Origin of the sequence: Pseudolactococcus reticulitermitis (assembly GCF_002260845.1) — a bacterium.
Lineage (GTDB): Bacteria > Bacillota > Bacilli > Lactobacillales > Streptococcaceae > Pseudolactococcus > Pseudolactococcus reticulitermitis.
Genome location: NZ_BEDT01000002.1, coordinates 390,337 through 407,178, shown reverse-complemented (window position 1 = coordinate 407,178; position 16,842 = coordinate 390,337). Strand labels below are relative to the sequence as shown.

General features: G+C 40.4%; 18 protein-coding genes. 9 read left to right on the top strand and 9 right to left on the bottom strand.

Annotation, left to right across the window (positions count from 1 at the left end; translation table 11 throughout):
• The first annotated feature begins 109 nt into the window (after window positions 1-109).
• On the top strand, window positions 110-1,951 hold the full coding sequence (locus tag RsY01_RS05860) for a DNA methyltransferase (RefSeq protein ID WP_238594955.1): 1,842 nt from the start codon (window positions 110-112) through the stop codon (window positions 1,949-1,951).
• Window positions 1,933-3,093: a DNA cytosine methyltransferase gene (locus RsY01_RS05855; protein WP_094784612.1), complete on the top strand. Its 1,161-nt coding sequence runs from the start codon at window positions 1,933-1,935 to the stop codon at window positions 3,091-3,093. The genes RsY01_RS05860 and RsY01_RS05855 overlap by 19 nt, the downstream gene beginning before the upstream one ends.
• Window positions 3,094-3,145: 52 nt before the next feature.
• Here the strand turns inward: RsY01_RS05855 and RsY01_RS05850 are convergent, their stop codons facing one another.
• Window positions 3,146-3,319: a hypothetical protein gene (locus RsY01_RS05850; RefSeq protein ID WP_238594954.1), complete on the bottom strand. Its 174-nt coding sequence runs from the start codon at window positions 3,317-3,319 to the stop codon at window positions 3,146-3,148.
• A 166-nt stretch (window positions 3,320-3,485) separates the two neighbouring features.
• On the opposite strand from RsY01_RS05850, the gene RsY01_RS05845 reads away from it, so the two are divergent.
• The 3 genes from RsY01_RS05845 to RsY01_RS05835 are packed head-to-tail and all read left to right on the top strand — an operon-like array spanning window position 3,486 to window position 5,022.
• Window positions 3,486-4,154 (top strand): SGNH/GDSL hydrolase family protein, encoded by a 669-nt coding sequence (locus RsY01_RS05845; protein ID WP_094784611.1) that lies wholly within the window; start codon window positions 3,486-3,488, stop codon window positions 4,152-4,154.
• A gap of 24 nt (window positions 4,155-4,178) precedes the next feature.
• Window positions 4,179-4,760 carry a dTDP-4-dehydrorhamnose 3,5-epimerase family protein gene (locus RsY01_RS05840; RefSeq protein ID WP_094784610.1) on the top strand — a complete coding sequence of 194 codons (582 nt, stop codon included), beginning with the start codon at window positions 4,179-4,181 and terminating at the stop codon, window positions 4,758-4,760.
• A gap of 16 nt (window positions 4,761-4,776) precedes the next feature.
• Window positions 4,777-5,022: a hypothetical protein gene (locus tag RsY01_RS05835; RefSeq protein ID WP_094784609.1), complete on the top strand. Its 246-nt coding sequence runs from the start codon at window positions 4,777-4,779 to the stop codon at window positions 5,020-5,022.
• Between the two features lie 53 nt (window positions 5,023-5,075).
• On the opposite strand, the gene nrdF is transcribed toward RsY01_RS05835, so the two are convergent.
• The 6 genes from nrdF to plsY all read right to left on the bottom strand — a co-directional run bounded on the left by nrdF (window position 5,076) and on the right by plsY (window position 10,273).
• Entirely contained in the window at window positions 5,076-6,038 is a 963-nt protein-coding gene (nrdF, locus tag RsY01_RS05830; RefSeq protein WP_094784608.1) for a class 1b ribonucleoside-diphosphate reductase subunit beta, read from the bottom strand.
• 19 nt (window positions 6,039-6,057) lie between these two features.
• Window positions 6,058-6,756: an HAD-IIB family hydrolase gene (locus RsY01_RS05825; protein WP_238594953.1), complete on the bottom strand. Its 699-nt coding sequence runs from the start codon at window positions 6,754-6,756 to the stop codon at window positions 6,058-6,060.
• Window positions 6,757-6,763: 7 nt separating this feature from the next.
• Window positions 6,764-8,917: a class 1b ribonucleoside-diphosphate reductase subunit alpha gene (nrdE, locus tag RsY01_RS05820; protein WP_094784606.1), complete on the bottom strand. Its 2,154-nt coding sequence runs from the start codon at window positions 8,915-8,917 to the stop codon at window positions 6,764-6,766.
• Window positions 8,918-8,920: 3 nt separating this feature from the next.
• On the bottom strand, window positions 8,921-9,277 hold the full coding sequence (gene nrdI, locus RsY01_RS05815) for a class Ib ribonucleoside-diphosphate reductase assembly flavoprotein NrdI (RefSeq protein WP_094784605.1): 357 nt from the start codon (window positions 9,275-9,277) through the stop codon (window positions 8,921-8,923).
• On the bottom strand, window positions 9,274-9,492 hold the full coding sequence (gene nrdH / locus RsY01_RS05810) for a glutaredoxin-like protein NrdH (RefSeq protein WP_094784604.1): 219 nt from the start codon (window positions 9,490-9,492) through the stop codon (window positions 9,274-9,276). The genes nrdI and nrdH overlap by 4 nt, the downstream gene beginning before the upstream one ends.
• Before the next feature lie 103 nt (window positions 9,493-9,595).
• Window positions 9,596-10,273: a glycerol-3-phosphate 1-O-acyltransferase PlsY gene (gene plsY, locus RsY01_RS05805; RefSeq protein ID WP_094784603.1), complete on the bottom strand. Its 678-nt coding sequence runs from the start codon at window positions 10,271-10,273 to the stop codon at window positions 9,596-9,598.
• A gap of 99 nt (window positions 10,274-10,372) precedes the next feature.
• Here plsY and RsY01_RS05800 point away from each other — a divergent pair, with 99 nt between their 5' ends.
• The 4 genes from RsY01_RS05800 to RsY01_RS05785 all read left to right on the top strand — a co-directional run bounded on the left by RsY01_RS05800 (window position 10,373) and on the right by RsY01_RS05785 (window position 14,652).
• Window positions 10,373-11,065, top strand: coding sequence for an XRE family transcriptional regulator (locus tag RsY01_RS05800; protein WP_094784602.1), 693 nt, complete (start codon window positions 10,373-10,375; stop codon window positions 11,063-11,065).
• A 121-nt stretch (window positions 11,066-11,186) separates the two neighbouring features.
• On the top strand, window positions 11,187-13,004 hold the full coding sequence (gene glmS / locus RsY01_RS05795) for a glutamine--fructose-6-phosphate transaminase (isomerizing) (protein WP_094784601.1): 1,818 nt from the start codon (window positions 11,187-11,189) through the stop codon (window positions 13,002-13,004).
• A 137-nt stretch (window positions 13,005-13,141) separates the two neighbouring features.
• A complete protein-coding gene (locus RsY01_RS05790) occupies window positions 13,142-14,332 on the top strand; it encodes an MFS transporter (RefSeq protein ID WP_094784600.1) in 1,191 nt (396 codons plus the stop codon).
• 11 nt (window positions 14,333-14,343) lie between these two features.
• Window positions 14,344-14,652 (top strand): hypothetical protein, encoded by a 309-nt coding sequence (locus RsY01_RS05785; RefSeq protein WP_094784680.1) that lies wholly within the window; start codon window positions 14,344-14,346, stop codon window positions 14,650-14,652.
• 38 nt (window positions 14,653-14,690) lie between these two features.
• On the opposite strand, the gene gatD is transcribed toward RsY01_RS05785, so the two are convergent.
• A complete protein-coding gene (gene gatD, locus RsY01_RS05780; RefSeq protein WP_094784599.1) occupies window positions 14,691-15,467 on the bottom strand; it encodes a lipid II isoglutaminyl synthase subunit GatD in 777 nt (258 codons plus the stop codon).
• On the bottom strand, window positions 15,464-16,810 hold the full coding sequence (gene murT, locus RsY01_RS05775; protein WP_094784598.1) for a lipid II isoglutaminyl synthase subunit MurT: 1,347 nt from the start codon (window positions 16,808-16,810) through the stop codon (window positions 15,464-15,466). Before murT ends, gatD begins: the two co-directional genes overlap by 4 nt.
• Window positions 16,811-16,842: the final 32 nt, after the last annotated feature.

Sequence of the window (16,842 nt, the reverse complement as noted above, 5' to 3'; positions counted from 1 at the left end):
CTGAATAAATACTGATAAAAATAAAAAGCGGCAATATTAATAAATCTATGTTGAAAAGAAGTTGCCTATATGCTATAATGTTACTAAATAATTGGGAGGGTTGGAAGACTTGGATAATAAAAATATATCTAGTAATGAGCTCATAGGAGTTAATAAAGCTGCTACTATTTTGGAAGTGTCAAGTAATACAGTTAGAAGATTAGCCGATGCCGGGAAATTACGTTGCGTAAAGGTACAGGAAACCAATTATCGAAAATTCTACAAATCGGATGTCATTGATTTTAGAAACAATTTTTATGTTTCAGAGGGCTTGAATGACAATAATATTCCTAGTAGTGGTGGTAATAAGAACGCTAAAATGAAAAATATAAGTGCTAAATCTCATCCGGCTCACTATTTGATGCATAAATATTGGGGGCGCAAACCTCATAATGTTGTGGCTGATTATATTGAAAATTATACATCTCCAGGAGATGTTGTTTTAGATCCTTTCATGGGTTCGGGAATTGTTCCAATCGAGGCTTGTAAGGCGAAACGTGTTGGGGTTGGTGTCGATATTAATCCTATGTCGAAATTTATTGCTGAAAACACAGTGTCCGATGTCGATTTAGAAGAATATAAACGTTTAGCAAATTCTATTCTAGATGCTCTAGCGGATGAGTGTAATCATCTTTACGAAACAACTTGCCCGTCTTGCGGAAATGCAGCGCATGTTGAAATAGGTATTTGGGAAAACGGTGAATTTGTTAGGGTTAAAGGGAAGTGCAAACTTGACGGAGTATTCGTAAAAGACGTAGATGCCAAAGATTCAAAAAAGATAAACCAAATAAGAGCACTTAAGAGAAAGCTAGATAAAGATGGCTCGATTAAGTATCCAAAAGACAAGGTATTACAGTATGTTAAACGCTCTGGCAAAGAATCGATAGATGAGCTTTTCACGGATCGAGCTTTAATCATTTTGTCGAATTTGCGAGATAATATATTTTTGGTTGAAAATGAGCAAATGCGAAGCTTGCTAATGTTTACCTTTACCAGTATGCTGGCGAATGTTTCGAATATGCTGCCTGCCGATTTAGAAAAAGCAACATATAAATCAGGCTGGGTAATTAGTAAATTTTGGACTCCGAAAATCCACACTGAACGAAACATCTTTCATTGTTTCAAACTTAGAGTTAATGCAATTGCCAAGGGTAAGCTAGAACTTGAAAATGTTGATAATAACTATATTGATTTATATAACACTAACTCTAATAAAATGCAATTTTTGGAAAACGAATCTATCGACTATATTTTTACTGATCCTCCATACGGGGAAAGTATCGCATACTTAGCGCTGAGTCAATTTTGGAACAGCTGGTTAGATACTACAGTTGATTATGATAGCGAGATTATCATCGATAGTTACAGAAAGAAAGATCACGTAGACTATGGTGAGAGAATGTTAGCAACTTTTAAAGAAATGCATAGGGTGCTTAAAGACAAGCGATATGTTTCATTCACCTTTCACAATCGCGATTTAAACGTTTGGAAAGGGGTTATGGATGCCGTTAAGCGTGCTGGATTTATTTTGTGCGACATAAACTTACAAGAACAAGCTGTGAGTTCAGGGACGCAAGGAATCAATAAAATGAACACGCTGACAGGTGATTTTGTGTATACACTTTTCAAAGATAATAGTGTGAAACCGAATTTAGAACCTGTTGTAGCGCCTGAAAAATCTAAAGAGTACATTATAAATATCATTCAATCACTGGTTGAAGAAAACGATGGAATAACACCGTCTAAGCTATATGAGGAGTTGATTCCCATCATTGTCCACACCCAAACTTACCTTGATGAAAAAGGGAATGCTTTAGATATAGAAAAAATATTAGAAGATAGATATGAGTACGTAGAAGTTGAATCTGAATCTAAGATTGGAGATAAGTATCAATGGCAACAAAAGGAATAACAGCACTAGATCTATTCTCAGGAGCAGGTGGTTTTTCGCTTGGTATGGAAATGGCGGGCATTGAAGTGGCTGTTGCGATTGAATATGACCCTAAAATTGCGAAAACATACAAAGCAAATCATGACAAAACGGTTATGATTAATGCGGACATTCGTACGGTTCCCGCAAGCACAGCTGATGCCGTATTTAAAAATCAAGAATCATCTACAACGATAGCTGAGATATTCAAGAATCAAGGTAAATCGGTCGATATTATTTTTGGCGGGCCACCGTGCCAAGGTTTTTCGATGGCTGGAAACAGAATTCGCAAAGAAAAATCATTCTTTGATGATGAGAGAAATTTACTATTCTTGGAGTTTCTTCGGATGGTGCAAGAATTGAACCCTAAGGTATTTGTTATTGAAAACGTCCCCGGCATATTAAACTACAATAAAGGTAGTATAAAAAAGGAAATAGAGGAACGATTGGCGGCGCTTGGATACGACGTCGCCTCGCGTGTGTTCTCTACTGAAAAATTCGGAGTGCCTCAAAAAAGGAAAAGAGCCATTTTCATTGGCAACCGTTTGGGACTAGATTCGGAACAATTATTCCCTGAAGAAACGCATGACGAGGATAGTGCGGTTACTGTGTGGGATGCGATTGGGGACTTGCCAACGCTTAAATCTGGAGAAGGTGTAGAAATCACACAGTATAAGAGCTCTACTCAAAATGAGTATCAGAAGAAAATGCGTAGTGGTAACGGTAAAACATTTCGCAACCATATAGCTTCAACTCATAGCGAAAAAACTATAAGCATACTTAAATTAGTGAAACCTGGCGAGAATATGAAAGATTTGCCTAGCGAATTTCAAACTAAATCTGTTCATAGCGGAGCTTATGGTCGCATGGAAAAAGACAAGCCTAGTTATACTTTGACAACTAGGATTAATACCCCTAGCGTGGGCAGGATTACCCATCCGGTTGATGACAGAACCATAACACCACGCGAAGCTGCTCGTATACAAAGTTATCCTGACCATTACCATTTCATCGGTGATATTACTACGGTTGGTATGCAAATCGGGAATTCAGTGCCACCACTATTTGCAAAAGCTCTCGGCGATTCTATAATAAATAAAGTGTTCAATCAATCAATCGACTAGAAAAGGAGAAAAATTTATGGTAACAGAACGCTCGTTTACAAGCTACATAAAATCAAAATTCTATAACGAGCTGTTTGCTGCTGTCCAAGAGTTTGTTTCTGAAAACATCAAGTTCGGTTCTCGGAATTTTATAAGCTATCCCTGTCCAGTTTGCCAATGTACATTTGATGCGACCTTTCGGAACACTATCCATCAGATACAGTTGAATTGTCTTACCTCGTGCCATTGTTATCCTCCTTGTAAGTGCGCTTAAGACTACTATACCATAGTAAACTGTCAATTAGGGGATTTGTATAAGAAGATAAGGTCATGGAAATATCAAGCTCAAAATAGCTATAAAAGGCTATAAATGTTAAAATATAGTTAGAAACCTAATCAGGAGGTGTTTTTCTATGAGTAAGGAAACGCAAGAACTCACGTTAAATCCCAATTTGATAGCTTTTCAAAACAACCTATTAGCTGAGTATCAAGAAAAGAATAAAACAGTTAAAAAGGGGCAGACGCTATTTATCGGCAGTTCTATTATGGAACTTTTTCCAATTGAAAACTGGCAAGAAAGTGGCGAAATCAAGTTTGAAAAGTCTATTTATAACCGTGCTGTACGAGCGACGACGACACAATTTATCTTAGATCATATCCATACACAAATTTTTGATTTAGCACCTTCCAAAATTTTTATCAATATTGGCACAAATGATATTGGCTTTCAAGTCAAGCCAGAAATATTTCATGAAAACTATGAAAAAATCATACAACAAATACAGGCAACTTTACCGAAGACTGAAATTTTCGTATTGAAGTATTATCCTGTTAATAATGTAGATTTTGGCTCTGATGAAGACGAGGCGGTGTTATTTGCAACGCGAAATAATGACTTATTTAATCTCGCAAGTGAAAAAAATCGTGACATGGCTGAAAAATTGGGCGTTCACTTTATTGATGTGAGTGAAGGTTTAGCTGATGAAAATGGCAACCTTAAGAAAGAATATACGTTTGACGGCGCACATATTTCACCTGCTGGCTGCCAAGTCATTCTTAAAAACTTGGCGCAATATTTATAATCAATCTCAAACAAAGGAGTCAACATGACATTACAAATCAACGAATTTTCTGCTGCAGCATCAAAAATTGATGGGCTACAAATCATTCAGGTTAAAACGGTGACGGATGATCGTGGTACCGTTCGGGAACTTTATCGCTCAAGTAGTCATTCTGAGATTTTGCCAAATACGATCAATCCGTGGCAACAAATCAATCTAACCAGAACCAAGCGTGGTGCCGTCAGAGGCCTTCATGGCGAAGCGATGGCAAAATTAGTCACAGTCGCTCACGGCTCTGCATTTGGTGCTTACGTCGATACAAGAGCAGACAGCCGAACTCTTGGTGCGGTTGTGACGGTTCACTTGACACCGGGCGTCCAAGTCTTTGTCCCGCAAGGCGTGTGCAATGGCTTTCAAGCACTAGATGACGACACAGAATATCTTTATTGCTTTGACAATGAATGGCGCCCAGGGATGTCAGGCGTCGCATTAACGCCGCTAGACCCTGAATTAGGCATTGATTGGCCAATTCCTATCGTGCTCGGTAATCTTGAGCAGGTATCTGAAAAAGATGCTAAAGCGCCAACGCTTAAGGAAATAATCGAAGCATATCACAGCCCGAAATAAAAATATAGAATAAAAAATGACAGCTTACATCAGACAAGTAAAATATCCTGTTGAAGTAACGGTTAATAAATATAATGCTATAGAATGGATAGTCGTATTGCCGACTTTTAATGGAAGAGAAAAATTGAATCAAACAACCAAAGAAAAGATGTTAGAAATCATCAAGAAGAAACAAGCCGGTGGTGGTCGTTCTAGTCAAGAAACACCGACCAAGAATGATCGGAAACACATGCGTAAAGGACCCAAAATCTTTAATAAATAGACGATAAAAAAACTCGCCAGTCTCGATAAAAAGCCTGGCGAGTTTTTTATAGTTTAGTCAAAGACGTAGTCATCATCACTCATGGCTTCAACTTGACCGAGGAGATAACCATTGCCGACTTGTGAGAAGAAGTCGTGGTTGACGGTACCGGTTGACAGCCCATTCATCACGATTGGATTGACGTCTGACGCATTGTCAGGAAAGAGGGGATCAAAGCCAAGGTTCATTAGAGCTTTGTTAGCATTATAACGCAAGAAAGTCTTGACATCCTCAGACCAGCCTAAAACGCCATAGAGGTCATCGGTATAGATTTCTTCATTAGCGTAGAGGTCGTAGAGGAGTTCATAAGCCCAATTTTTGAGTTCTTCTTGCTCTTGACTAGAAAGTTCATCAAAACCAAGCTGAAATTTATAGCCAATATAAGTGCCATGGACTGACTCATCACGGATGATTAATTTGATAATTTCCGCGACATTAGCCAGCTTGTTATTGCCCAAATAATACAAAGGGGTGTAGAAACCGCTGTAGAAAAGGAAAGTTTCGAGGAAGACAGAAGCGATTTTCTTTTCCAGTGGCGTGCCATTTTTGTAAATACTGTTGACTTTTTGCGCCTTGTATTGCAGATTTTCGTTGGCATCAATCCAAGCAAAAATTTCATCAATCTCAGTCTTGGTATTGAGCGTAGAGAAGATAGAGGAGTAAGACTTGGCGTGAACAGACTCCATAAATTGGATATTGTTGAGGACAGCTTCCTCGTGTTGCGTCCGCGCATCCGCACGCAATGAGTCCATGCCTGTATCAGATTGGACGGTATCGAGGAGCGTCAAGCCACCAAAAACATGGCTGACGAGATGACGCTCAACGTCAGACAAACTGCGCCAGTCGTCCAAGTCATTTGAAAGTGGAATACGGGTGTCCAGCCAAAATTGCTCAGTTAATTTTTCCCAAGTTGATTTATCGATTAAATCTTCGATATTATTCCAGTTGATAGCCTTGATAAAGTTTGGATTAATCATTATTTTTTCCTAAATCTAGTTATAAGTTGTGTAAAATCTGGGGGAGTTGTTCCTCGGAAATGTTCTTGCTCGTGACAGGTAAGTCTTGGTTGCCAATTTGAAAAGCAGTTTCAGCGTGATTTAATAAGTCAATATCATTGTGATCATTGCCAAAAGTTGTATAAGGACAATCGCCAATCAGCGTTTTTAAAGTGGTATATTTGTTGATATTCTTGCCAGTAAAGACCAATTCTTGAACATCAGCATGATAGAGGGCATCAGGAAATAACAGACTGAATTTTTCTGGTGTCTCAAACGTGATAATTTTGCTGATGTTATCAAATTGGAGTGGGATATTTTGCGCTAAGTGATTGGTATCTAGCTTTTGCCAAATCGAATGATTAGCCGCAACTTTTGCTGTATAATCCCAATCATAGTCAATAATATAGTCCAGTTTTTCAGCTACTATTTCAGTCATAATCTGACGTGCTGAGGTTGCATCAATTCTCGCTGTAACCTCAATACAACCCTTTTGTCGAATCATGCTACCATTGCCACCAATCAAATCATTATCAGGAAAATCAGGCAGTAGCGGGAGCATATCCCGAATAGGGCGGGCGGATGCGAAAATAATCTCGTAGCGTTGGTTCAACGCCTTTAAAATCGCTAGAAGATCCGGCTTAATCTGAATCCCGTCAAAGACAATCGTGCCGTCGAGGTCAAAAACTAAAATGTCCACAGTCACCTTAAATCACACAAGATTCACATTGGTTAGCGCCGACTTCATCACCGTTATCGGTAAAGGTGCGGATGTAGTAAATCGATTTAACCCCTTTGTGATGGGCATAATTACGCAGAATGTTCAGATCACGCGTCGTTTGCTTGGTATCCGTTTTCCACTCATAAAGCCCAACAGGCATCTCGCTACGCAAGAATAGCGTCATTGACAAGCCTTGATCGACATGTTTCGTAGCCGCCGCATAAACATCAATCACGCGCCGCATATCCATATCATAAGCGCTCGTATAGTAAGGAATCGTATCCGTCGCTAAATCGCGCGCAGGATAGTAGATTTTCCCCGTTTTCTTTTCTTGGCGTTCTTCGATCCGTTGGGTAATGGGGTGAATACTTGCAGAAACGTCGTTGATATATGAAATCGAACCATTTGGCGCCACTGCTAGACGGTTTTGGTGGTAGAGACCGTGTGTCATAACATTTTGACGCAGCTCACGCCAGTCCTCAGCAGTCGGAATAGGAATACCTTCAAATAAAGTCGCAACTTTATCAGAAAGGTGTTTGTCTTCGATATATTGGTCGAAATAAGTGCCATCAGCATAAGCCGATTTGTCAAAATCAGCAAAAGTTTGCCCCTTTTGACGTGCCAAATTCATAGACGATTTCAACGTATAGAAATTCAGCAACATAAAGTAGACGTCTGTAAACTCAATAGATTCAGGCGAGCCATAAACCAGATGATGTTTGGCGAAGTAGGAGTGAAGTCCCATGGCACCAAGCCCAATCGTATGCGCTTTACGGTTGCCATTTTTAATGGTTGGCACAGCATCAATCTCAGAATGATCCGTGACAAAAGTCAAGGCTTTCACCATGCTATCGATTGATTTCTCAAAATTAGGCGATTGCATGAGGTTGACCACGTTAGTCGAGCCAAGGTTACATGAAATATCAGTGCCCAAAGTCTTGTAAGTCTGGTCTTCATTAAGCTCTGAAGCGGTTTGCACTTGCAAAATCTCTGAACACAAGTTACTCATGACGATTTTCCCATGGATGGGGTTGGCTTTATTCGCCACATCAATGTTGATGATATAAGGATAGCCAGATTCTTGTTGGAGTTTGGCGATTTCTTGCTCTAAATCACGGGCGCGAATACGATATTTTTTGATGTCATGATTGGCAAGGAGGTTATCGTATTCTGCCGTGATATCCACATAGCTAAAAGGTTGACCATAGACGCGTTCGACATCATAAGGACTAAACAGGAACATATCAGCATTTTCACGCACGAGTTCATAGTATTTATCTGGAACGGTAACACCGAGCGACAATGTTTTCACACGAATTTTTTCGTCAGCATTTTCTTTTTTAGTTGATAAAAAGGCCATGATATCTGGATGAAAAACACTGAGATAAGTCACACCAGCTCCTTGACGTTGGCCAAGTTGGTTGGAGTAGGAGAAGCTGTCCTCGTAAAGTTTCATCACGGGAACAACCCCACTGGCCGCATTTTCAATACCTTTAATCGGCGCACCCGCTTCACGGAGGTTAGAGAGATTAATCCCTACACCACCACCAATGCGAGAAAGTTGCAAGGCAGAATTAACAGAACGCCCAATGCTATTCATATCATCAGTTGCTTGGATCAAGAAACACGAGACGAGCTCGCCACGACGTGAACGACCAGCATTTAAAAAGCTTGGGGTCGCAGGCTGATAGCGTTGATGAATGAGTTCATCAGCTAATGATTGGGCTAATTCAGTATCACCATCCGCAAAATACAAGGCATTCATCAAAATGCGATCTTCAATATTTTCCAGGTAAAACTCACCATCGTTGGTTTTCAAGGCATATTGTTGATAAAATTTATAGGCTGCCATGAATGATTTGAACTGGAAATTTTGGGCATAGAGCCAATCAGACAGTTCCGTGATAAAATCAATTGTGTACTTTTTGATAAAATCTGGTTCGATATAATCATGCTCGAGTAAATAAGCGATTTTTTCTGCAACTGTTGGAAAGGTTTTAAGATTAGGGCGCACATTTTCTTCGAAAAAGGCAAGCAAGGCTTCGTGATCCTTGTGCAAGGGAATTTGCCCATTGACAGGAATATTAATTTCATTATTGAGACGGAAATAAGACACATTTTCCAAAGTTTTTAAAGACATAGGTTAATAGCTTTCTAAGATAGAGTGGACAGCAGTGACATCTTCATCAGTCCCATTGAACTCAAAATCATATAAAATCGGCACGTGAAACTCGGCCGATAGATCTTTAGCGGAATAAATATAAAGCTCAGCAAAATTGCGGTTGCCGCTGGCGATGATGCCTTGGCAATAGGCGCTATTCTCAGCCATAAAATCCCAAACTTCTTGGAGAATTTCCTTTTCATAAGTTGGGATGATGAGCATAAAAGGCTCTGACAGCAGGAGCGTATCAGAAACCTCGACAGCTTGATTTGCGGCTAAATTTAATTTTTTAACGAAACGACTGACTTGTCGCGTCACGCTGTAGTAGGCAATTTTCATACCAATTTCGCCAATTCAGCAGGCCGGAAACCTGAGAATGATAGGTCATCTTTGACGATAATCGGTGCGGCCATAAAGCCCATGGCTTTAATTTGCTCGATATATTGTGGTTCTTCGTCGATATTAATTTCTTTAAATTGGACGGCTTTATCGGCCAACCACTTTTTAACCATGTTACATTGCATACAATTATTTTTTGAAAATACGGTTACCATTTGGATACCCCTTTTATTAGTTATTGTCTCTATATTTTAGCAATAAAAAAATATCTAGTCAACAATTTAAACTAGATATTGTGATGTTTTTTTGGACAAGCCACTAGATGTTGTGTTTTTGGCGTTTTTGGCGTTTTTGGCGTTTTTGGCGTTTTTGGTGGGTAATGTTCAAACCAAAGTTGAAAATATTTTCAGACTTATTTCGAATTCTCGTGATATTCTCACGATGGCGAATGATGATGAAACAAGCCAGAAATAAAACAATACTTGTAAAGAGCCAGTCATAAGAGGTAAAAATCAAGTGGAAAGCAGGCAGGATGAGGACCAAAATCGCTGCAACACCTGCGCATAAAACGCTGGCAAATGACACCATGCTTGTTAGATAGAAGGTAATAAAGAAAACAAAAGCTAATAACAGAACAAACCACGGACTATAGCCCAAAAGCATGCCCGCTGCCGTTGCGACCGCCTTGCCGCCTTGGAAATGATTAAAAATAGAAAAAGTATGCCCCAGCACAGCAAATAAACCAAATAGGGCCGGCGAAATCGTCTCTATCCCAAACATCAACGGTAAAACCGTCGCAAGCGTGCCTTTAAGCAAGTCCATCACAAAGACGACTGTTCCTGCGCGCTTGCCTAAAATTCTAAACGTATTGGTCGTGCCAATGTTACCAGAACCAAAGTCACGGAGATTTTTGTGGAAGAAATAGTGACCAATCCACAGACCTGAAGGGATTGACCCTAATAAATAGGCGACCAGTAATAATAATATCATTGTCATCTCTACATTATATCAAAAAATCTGATGATTTGACATGGCAGTAAAAAAAATATATACTAGTGTTAGTTTAAAAAACTAACATAACAAACGGAGGTCATGATGGCAATCGCAAATAATTTAGTGCAAATAAGGGAAGCAAAAGGTTTATCTCAGCGAGAAGTCGCCAAACAGATAGGAGTAGCCAACACCTCCTATTTTGCTTGGGAACGTGGTAAAACCAAGCCTAAGAAAGAAAATTTATTGAAACTTTCCGATGTCTTTGGTGTGCCTTATGAAATTTTAGTCAAAGATGAGGAGACAGACTTACTGTCAGCTTTTCATCAATTAACAGAGCAACGAAAGGAAAACGTCATGCGCTATACACAAAACCAATTATCAGAACAAACTCAAAAAGAAAGTGAAAAAATCGTCAAATTATTTCCCTATAAAGTCTACGAAAAGTTATCAGCCGGAACGGGATTTTCTTATATGGACGACGGTAGCTATGACACCGTCTATTTTGACGCGGAACTTTCCTATGATTTTGCTAGCTGGGTCTACGGCGATTCGATGGAACCGGTTTATGCGGATGGCTCTGTTGCCTTAATCAAAGACACCACTTTTGATTATGATGGGGCGATTTATGCCATTGACTGGGAGGGGCAAACCTATATCAAAAAAGTCTACAGAGAAGAAGGCGGCTTGCGTTTAGTTTCGATTAATGACAAATATCAGGACAAATTTGCGCCTTTTGATGAAGAACCGCGTATTGTTGGGAAAATCATTGGTAATTTTTTCCCAATTGACGCTTAACTCAACTAGACCAATAAACGAAAGTTATCGCTTGACATTGCCTAAACTTTGTTTTATCATACATATATCAAGTTCGTAAAACGAATAATTGAACTATACCAATTTAAAAAGAGGAAATAATATGTGTGGCATTGTCGGAGTAGTCGGAAATAGAAACGCGCGTGATATTTTGATGCAGGGATTAGAAAAACTAGAATATCGTGGCTATGATAGCGCTGGGATATTTGTCACCAATCCAAATCAAAACGCAACATTGATTAAATCAGTGGGCCGGATTGCGGAGTTACGTGAAAAAATCGGCATTGATGTGGCAGGGACCGCTGGCATTGGTCATACACGTTGGGCGACTCATGGTAAGCCATCAGAAACTAATGCGCATCCGCATACATCAACGGACGGTCGCTTTGTTCTCGTTCATAATGGGGTCATTGAAAACTATCTTGAGATTAAACAGGACTATCTTGCTGATGATACTTTCAACGGTCAAACCGATACAGAAGTTGCGGTACATCTGATTGCCAAACTTGCTGAAACTGAGAACATTAGCACACTTGATGCGTTCAAAAAAGCTTTAACGCTTATTGAAGGGTCTTATGCCTTTGCGCTGATGGATGCGACTGAGCCAGATGTGATTTATGTTGCTAAAAATAAATCACCGCTTTTAATCGGTCTCGGAGACGGTTATAACATGGTTTGTTCAGATGCCATGGCCATGATTCGTGAAACCAGTGAGTTTATGGAAATTCACGACCATGAATTGGTGATTTTAACCAAAGATAGGGTTGAAATCCATGATTTAGACGGTCATGTTCTATCTCGTGACAGCTATATCGCTGAGCTTGACCTTTCTGATATCGGTAAAGGGACTTATCCTTTCTACATGCTGAAAGAAATTGATGAACAGCCTGCTGTCATGCGGAAACTCAGCCAAATCTACGCAGATGAAACAGGCAAAGTTGTGATGGATGATGCCATTATTCAGGCTTTGATTAAAGCAGACCGCATTTATATCATTGCAGCAGGCACATCTTACAATGCTGGTTACGCTAGCAAATATTTATTAGAAGAATTGGTCGAAAAACCAGTGGAACTGGGTATCGCATCAGAGTGGGGGTATAACATGCCACGCCTATCTGAAAAGCCATTCTTTATCTTCTTATCACAGTCTGGTGAAACCGCAGACAGCCGTCAAGTTTTAGTGAAAGCAAATGAACTAGGCATTCCAAGTTTAACCGTCACTAATGTACCGGGCTCAACCTTGTCACGTGAAGCAAATTTCACATTGCTCTTGCATGCTGGGCCTGAAATTGCTGTTGCCTCTACAAAAGCTTACACGGCACAAATCGCTGTCTTAGCATTTTTAGCAAAAGCCACAGGAACGGCGATTGCAAACAAAAAAGCAGCCAACTTTGATGTTGTCCATGAATTGTCGCTTGTCGCCCAATCAATTGAGGCAACCTTGTCTGAAAAAGCCTTGATTGAAAGCAAAGTAACAGGATTGCTGGCAACAACGCGTAACGCCTTTTATATTGGGCGCGGACAGGATTACTATGTGGCGATGGAAGCCAGCCTCAAGCTCAAAGAAATTTCCTATATTCAGTGTGAAGGCTTTGCAGCAGGCGAACTCAAACACGGCACAATCGCTTTAATTGAAGAGAATACGCCAGTTTTAGCGCTCATTTCAAATAACCCGAAAGTTGCCTCCCACACCCGTGGCAATGTGTCTGAAGTCGTTGCACGTGGGGCAAACGTCGTCACGATAGTCGAACAGGATGCTGCTATTGAGGGCGACGATATTGTGATTAATAACGTCCATCCTTATCTATCGAGTATTTCAATGGTTATTCCAACACAACTCATCGCCTATTACGCGAGTTTACACCGTGGCTTAGATGTTGATAAACCACGAAATTTGGCGAAATCTGTGACAGTTGAATAGACAAATCAAGACAATCTTTCGAGGTTGTTTTTTGTCTATTTTGAATTTCTAACCTAAATCTTTGATTAAGCAAACGATTACACGTATAATATAAACATGGTAAAAACGTTTTCATCAGATAAAAAGGTAAGGGAAAAATGATAAAAAGACTTTGGCAGCAGTTCTATCTTTCAGCAAATCTCGTCACGTTCACACAAATTAGCTTTAGGCTAATCATCGTTTTGTACGCCTCTAGTTTACTGACGGATGCTGGCGCAATCGGAACACTGATGATTTTTGACACCCTCCCATTTTTAGTGCTTGGACCCATCATTGCGAAGATCGTTAATCATCATAATCGGAAAAGCCTACTTAAATTGACGGTGCTTTTTGATGTTCTACTTGCTTTAGCGTTACTAGCGATAATGGCAACAGGCTATCAGCATCTATTCGGATTTGCTTTGTTATTAGCGGTTAATAATGTGGTAACCTCCACCTATCAAATTTCGGAGAGTTCCTTTTTCCCTTTAATTCTTGACGATATGAGATTAGCTAAATACAACTCAGCTATCTTCTTTTCAGGTAGTCTTGCCATGATTATCGCACCTAATATCTCTGGCTTTATTCAGCAGACTGGACTCATCAGTTTACTCATCGTGGTGTCTGCTGGGATATTCTTACTGGCCTTGATGAATTTATTTTTCCTTGCAGAAGTTGCAGATGACCATACGACTGAAAATAAAGCCATAGCAAACGCTTATTCGTTATTGAGATCCTTTACTTATATCTTTGAGGACAAGAAATTACTGATGGCTTTGGTTTTATTAGCCTTGGGGAATTTGTTCGATGCGCCGATGGATACTTTGATGATTACCAAATACACGGAGCTGTCGCAACTCACAAAAGTCGGCTTGATTTTCTCAATGGCGGGGATTGGTAGTTTGGTCGGTTCATTCCTTTTGTCTGCCTTTTCTAAACATAAGACCTATTTTCAGCGCATGATGTTCGTTTCAGGCATTGGGATTGCCTTGAGTGGCATTCTCCTTTGTTTTAATGACTACCTGCTTTACTTAGTCGCGACTTTTATCCTATCTTGTTCCCTGTCAATTCGGACGATTTATATCATTACTTTCAGGCAGATTCAGACGCCCAAAGCCATTCTAGGCAGTGTCAATACAGCGTTTAAGTATATCGCCTTTGGCATTTATCCTTTAGGGATTTGGCTGGCAACTTATCTCCAAAAGCTAGTACCAGTCAATGTCATCATTGCCTTTTCGGGCATTGGCTTTCTATTTGTCGGTGTACTTACTGCTTATTTGGTTGGTAAGGAAGAAGTGACCATTCAATGAAAGGAAACAAAATGGACATCGCAAAAATCATCACAATATGTGGTAGTCTAAAATTTATAGATGCCATTCAAAGGCAAGCCGAAAGATTGGAATTTGAGGGGAATTGTGTGCTCAGCATCACCTATCCAACCAAGGCAAAAGATGCCTATACCGAAGATGAACTTCAACTTTTAGGGACGTTGCATAAACAAAAAATTGCCCTATCAGATGCGATTTATGTGGTTAATGTTGATGGCTATATCGGTGAGAGCACCCAAAGTGAAATCGAATACGCTAGAGCTATTGGGAAAGAAGTGCTATTCCTTGTAGATGATTACTGAGTATAGTTGCTTAATAGTATAAGAAAAGTTGAGAAACCTCATTTCTCAACTTTTCTTTTAACATCTGCAATTTTCTGTCCCTTTGTTTCATCGGCCAGGATGGTTTCAAAGGCAGGCATAGCAACATCTGGATATTTTTGATGGAAGGCAGTCGTCACAATGCGATAAGCGAGAAGGGCATTGCGCGACAAAATCGGACCGTGAAAGTAGGAACCAAAGACATTTTTATAGGTCATCCCTTCTGTGCCATCTTCATTGTTATTGCCTTGACCGATAATAACGCGTCCCAGTGGTTTTTGATTGTCAGCCAAGAAGGTGCGGCCTTGGTGATTTTCAAAACCATAGTAAGTTTCATCAAATTCATCATTATGAATTTCGATATCACCAATAAAACGATTGTTTTTTTGATTTAGCGTGTAATGTTCCATGGCTGAAATGCCGTCAATCTTACGACCACTTGCCTCAATGTAATATTTACCAAGGAATTGGAAACCGCCACAAATGGCTAACATGGTGCCATCATTTTCGATAAATTTTTTGATTTCAACGGCTTTTGTCGGTAAATCTTGACTGATGATAAATTGTTCGTAGTCTTGACCGCCGCCGAAAAAGACCAAATCATAGTCGTCTGCCTTAAAATCATCTTCAAGCGAGACGATGTCGAAAGTCATGCGAGCGCCTAGTTTCTCACCGACGTATTTGAGCATGAGCACATTGCCATTATCGCCGTAGGTGTTCATGAGATCCCCATAGAGATGCGCAACATGCAGGTCATAGGGAAAATCGCCTTGAGATTTGATAGAAGTATAGGTCATTTCATTTCTCCATTCACATAGTGGCGATTGGCCAGAATGTCACGCATTTCAAGCATGGCTGTATAAGTCGCCAAGATATAGACGTGTTCACTGTCTTGCTGTTCAATGAGGTCAAGCACGTCGGCGAGCTTTTCGCTCTCCGTAATTTTGTCAGGATTGAAACCAGACACACGGATACGGCGTGCCATCTCAGTATGTCGGACACCACCTGTAATCACACTCGTGACATCCAAGTCGTGAATCGTCTCGAAATTCGCATCCCAAATCCAACTGGTGTCAATCCCATCCGCATAGTTGGCATTGAGTAAAGCGACTAAGGCGAAAGGATAGGGGGCTAATTTCATCATATCTAAGACCTGGTTAGCACCCACTGGATTTTTAATGAGGACAAGCGTGCATTTTTTATTGCCAACCTTGAAAGTTTCCTGACGACCAAAGACAGCATGAGAATTGTCAAAACCTTGGGTAATCAAAGAAGCGTCAAGACCGAAGAACTCAGCAACTGAAACGGCTGCAAGGGCGTTATAGATATTATAAAGACCGCCAACATTGATATGATAGGTCGCACCGTCAATGATAAATTCTGACGTCGTATTGGTAATATTGATCAACTCGGTCAAGCGATAATCAAGTTCAGGACGGTGGAAACCACAGTTCTGACAGATATAGTCACCCAGATTGGCATAGGTGTTCATCGTGTAATCTAGGATATGATGACAGTTTGGGCAGACGATACCTTCGGTGTTGTAATGTGCGCGCTTAGGTGCATGGTGCTCGTGGTCAAAGCCATAATATTTGACAGGGTTTACCAAGGCTTTCGAATTAAAAAGCGGACTGTCACCATTCAGCAGAACAGTCGCATTGGGCGCTTTAGCAGCCCCCTTGATAATGAAGTCATAAGTCGTGTAGATTTCACCGTAGCGATCCATCTGGTCGCGGAAAATGTTGGTGAAGACGAAGAGACTCGGCGTGATATACTCAGTCACAGCAGGGAGACTCGCCTCGTCAATCTCAAGTACGGCAATGTTTTTACCCGTCTTGTTTCGTTTGGCGGAAAGAAAAGTCGAGACAATGCCAGTAATCATGTTGGCGCCTGTCGTATTGGTCGCAATTTGGCCAAAGGCATTTTCGAGAATGCCCACAGTTAGTGCTGTTGTCAGCGTCTTGCCGTTGGTACCGGTCACGACGACAATCTCATAATCACGCGCGATTGTGTCGAGGATTTTTGGATCAATTTTAAGCGCCAAACGACCAGGGAAAGTCGATCCGCGCTTGAAGCATTTTTGAAGTATAAATTGGCTGGATTTTCCGGCGAAAACCGCTAAACTTGATTTAAATGTCATGAGACTATTTTACCACATTTTATGTTAAAATT

Coding starts and splice junctions, on each gene's coding strand:
- RsY01_RS05850 (WP_238594954.1), bottom strand. CDS start 3,319: ATGGCACGAGGTAAGACAATTCAACTGTATCTGATGGATAGTGTTCCG.
- RsY01_RS05855 (WP_094784612.1), top strand. CDS start 1,933: ATGGCAACAAAAGGAATAACAGCACTAGATCTATTCTCAGGAGCAGGT.
- nrdH (WP_094784604.1), bottom strand. CDS start 9,492: ATGGTAACCGTATTTTCAAAAAATAATTGTATGCAATGTAACATGGTT.
- murT (WP_094784598.1), bottom strand. CDS start 16,810: ATGACATTTAAATCAAGTTTAGCGGTTTTCGCCGGAAAATCCAGCCAA.
- plsY (WP_094784603.1), bottom strand. CDS start 10,273: ATGACAATGATATTATTATTACTGGTCGCCTATTTATTAGGGTCAATC.
- RsY01_RS05840 (WP_094784610.1), top strand. CDS start 4,179: ATGACATTACAAATCAACGAATTTTCTGCTGCAGCATCAAAAATTGAT.
- nrdF (WP_094784608.1), bottom strand. CDS start 6,038: ATGATTAATCCAAACTTTATCAAGGCTATCAACTGGAATAATATCGAA.
- nrdE (WP_094784606.1), bottom strand. CDS start 8,917: ATGTCTTTAAAAACTTTGGAAAATGTGTCTTATTTCCGTCTCAATAAT.
- RsY01_RS05790 (WP_094784600.1), top strand. CDS start 13,142: ATGATAAAAAGACTTTGGCAGCAGTTCTATCTTTCAGCAAATCTCGTC.
- RsY01_RS05800 (WP_094784602.1), top strand. CDS start 10,373: ATGGCAATCGCAAATAATTTAGTGCAAATAAGGGAAGCAAAAGGTTTA.
- glmS (WP_094784601.1), top strand. CDS start 11,187: ATGTGTGGCATTGTCGGAGTAGTCGGAAATAGAAACGCGCGTGATATT.
- RsY01_RS05785 (WP_094784680.1), top strand. CDS start 14,344: ATGGACATCGCAAAAATCATCACAATATGTGGTAGTCTAAAATTTATA.
- RsY01_RS05845 (WP_094784611.1), top strand. CDS start 3,486: ATGAGTAAGGAAACGCAAGAACTCACGTTAAATCCCAATTTGATAGCT.
- nrdI (WP_094784605.1), bottom strand. CDS start 9,277: ATGAAAATTGCCTACTACAGCGTGACGCGACAAGTCAGTCGTTTCGTT.
- RsY01_RS05835 (WP_094784609.1), top strand. CDS start 4,777: ATGACAGCTTACATCAGACAAGTAAAATATCCTGTTGAAGTAACGGTT.
- gatD (WP_094784599.1), bottom strand. CDS start 15,467: ATGACCTATACTTCTATCAAATCTCAAGGCGATTTTCCCTATGACCTG.